At 28.9% G+C, this 2,351-nt stretch carries 2 protein-coding genes; one reads left to right on the top strand and one right to left on the bottom strand.

Going from position 1 to position 2,351, the window contains the following annotated elements; all coding sequences use genetic code 11:
• Positions 1-248: 248 nt before the first annotated feature.
• Positions 249-1,382: a GerAB/ArcD/ProY family transporter gene (locus CN692_RS22920; protein ID WP_098121443.1), complete on the top strand. Its 1,134-nt coding sequence runs from the start codon at positions 249-251 to the stop codon at positions 1,380-1,382.
• A 565-nt stretch (positions 1,383-1,947) separates the two neighbouring features.
• Here the strand turns inward: CN692_RS22920 and CN692_RS22915 are convergent.
• Positions 1,948-2,160, bottom strand: coding sequence for a hypothetical protein (locus CN692_RS22915; protein WP_098121442.1), 213 nt, complete (start codon positions 2,158-2,160; stop codon positions 1,948-1,950).
• Positions 2,161-2,351 lie beyond the last annotated feature (191 nt).

The following is a 2,351-nucleotide window of genomic DNA, read 5'->3' as shown; positions in this document are numbered from 1 at the left end:
CCATTCTACTCGACTAGTTGGATAAGCATTAAAAAGACTGTTTGGTCAAAACAGTCTTTTTTAGTCCGCAAAAATCAACATTTTAGCTTAACAGAGCCTAGATTTAAAAAACTGGGTGGATGAAGGAATGGATTATTCAAATTATATTTTGTAAGTCATTAAAGCTCTAATTAACACTTTTATTATAGGATTTTTTGGAAATAATAATAAATCCGGAAGTAAAATTTGAAGTCAAAAGTAGGAATTATATGAATCGCAAAATAAAAATAAGTGGCTTTCAATTTTTTTGTATTATTTTTTCGTTTATTGTCGGTATTCCACCACCAGGTCTAATTTACACTATTGCCAATCAAGATGCATGGATGTGTGTATTAATAGCAGATTTTACAGCTTGTTTATTATTTGCTCTGTATATTAAGTTATATACGTTATTCCCTGATTTACAATTTACACAATACATTCAAGTTATTTTAGGTAAATTTGTAGGGAAACTAATGGCATTAGTTTATATTGTGTATTTTATTTATATGGCAGCACGAGATTTACGTGAACTTGCAGCTTTACTAAGAATTACTCTTTATAATGCTTCATCCCTAATTGCACTCGTAATAATAACAATGTTCTTAGTCCTTTATACACTTTATAAAGGATTTGAAACATTCGCCCGAGCGAACGAATTAATATTTCTGATGACAGTAGCTATTGTTGTCCTATTTATAACACTTGAAATCGTTTCTAATTTAATTGAATTTAAAAATTTAAGACCGGTTTTAGAAAATGGATTGAAGCCTGTAATAAAAGGAGCTTTTCCTATCACAGTCACAATTCCATTTGGTGAAATATTTGTATTTACTATGATCATGCCATATTTAAATAAACAAAAGTCAGCAATAAAGGTAGGTATACCCGCATTATTAATTTCAGGGGCTGCATTAAGTTTATTCGCAGTATTAAATATAGCAATCTTAGGTGTTTCAGAAGTAACAAGAACAGTCTTTCCACTTCTAACATCAGTTAGTTATATCAATGTTGCTGATTTTATCCAAAGAATGGATTCATTTATTGTACTGATTTCAGTAACTGGTTATTATGTAAAAATTGTTGTTTATTTTTATTGCGCGGTATCTGGAACTGCAGAATTATTTAATGTAAAGAAAAGTGAACAGCTAGTCTATCCAATTTCAATTATTATTATCACTAGTTCATTATGGTTGGCTTCTAGTTTTATAGACCAACATAATGAAGCTGTTAGTAAAGCACCTTTTTTACTACACATTCCACTTCAAATCCTTATTCCGCTTAGTTTATTACTGATTCTCTTATTACAAGGGAAACTTAAAGGGAATAAAAGCTTAAAACAAAAAGGCTCCAGTTTTCACTAGAGCCTTTTTGTTTCTTTAAAATTCGTATTCGTACGTATTCAAATTATTTTTTAGGTCCTCTCACATTCAACCGAACATAGATATATAAAGTTATTCCTGTTGAGAAGGTCTCCCCCCTACCTTCTCTTTTTTTGTTTGTAAAAATAACCTCTTAATTGTCATTAGTTTGTAACGATATTCACAAACTTTCTTTAAAAATAATGATATTATCAAATAGAAAAGAATTTGATTACAAATCTTTTCCCCTTTAAAAAACTTTGAAATCTTTCAGTCCCTTTTAAAAATCTATACATCTATAATTTCCCGTTTAACCCTATTGACTTGACACTCAAAATAGGGTTCTTTTTTTATTGCCTTTTTAATAAGAATTTACTGATATTTAACTAAAAAAAGACTGTCTAAAAAAACAATCTTCTTTAAGAAAATATTAATCAACTAAAGCATGCGATAGTTGAACTAAAATCGGCATTTTAAAACGGACTTTACTTTTATAAAAAAGGAGGTCCGTTTTTTTGAATCATTTGTATCTATATTCGATTTGTTCAACGACGAAAAAGCATCCAATTTAATTGGATGCATATTTAAGTATTCCACTTGAAAAGAGTGAATCTTCAAGCTGTGTGCACTCTTTTAGTTTGATTAATCCATCTAGTTCTAGTTCCTTAGCTAGTTTTTCGATCATAATTGTATCATTTTCCAAGGAATTTTTAATGTTGATTAAAAAGAAATTTCCTCTTGTTGCAAGTCGAAGGCTCATTAATAAATTCTTTTTATTCATTTTCCAAACTCCCTTCTAAATTAGATAATTCGACACAATGGATGTTTTATCCTGTAAATACAATTTAATTACAAATTTTTTGTAGGAGTTATTAATCTAATCTCCATAGTATATAACGTCAAAAATTCTCATACATTGTCAATACACATAGTAGGGGGAATAATAATGAATTCAAATAATTTTCGTGAATT

The sequence above is a fragment of the Bacillus sp. AFS002410 genome (genome assembly GCF_002556365.1).
In the GTDB taxonomy this organism is placed as follows: Bacteria; Bacillota; Bacilli; order Bacillales; family Bacillaceae_G; genus Gottfriedia.
Note: the sequence above shows the minus strand (reverse complement) of the source record. Positions and strands in the feature narration are given on the sequence as shown.

Excerpts from the sequence above, each read along its gene's own strand:
- CN692_RS22920 (WP_098121443.1), top strand. The coding sequence starts at position 249 with ATGAATCGCAAAATAAAAATAAGTGGCTTTCAATTTTTTTGTATTATT.
- CN692_RS22915 (WP_098121442.1), bottom strand. The coding sequence starts at position 2,160 with ATGAATAAAAAGAATTTATTAATGAGCCTTCGACTTGCAACAAGAGGA.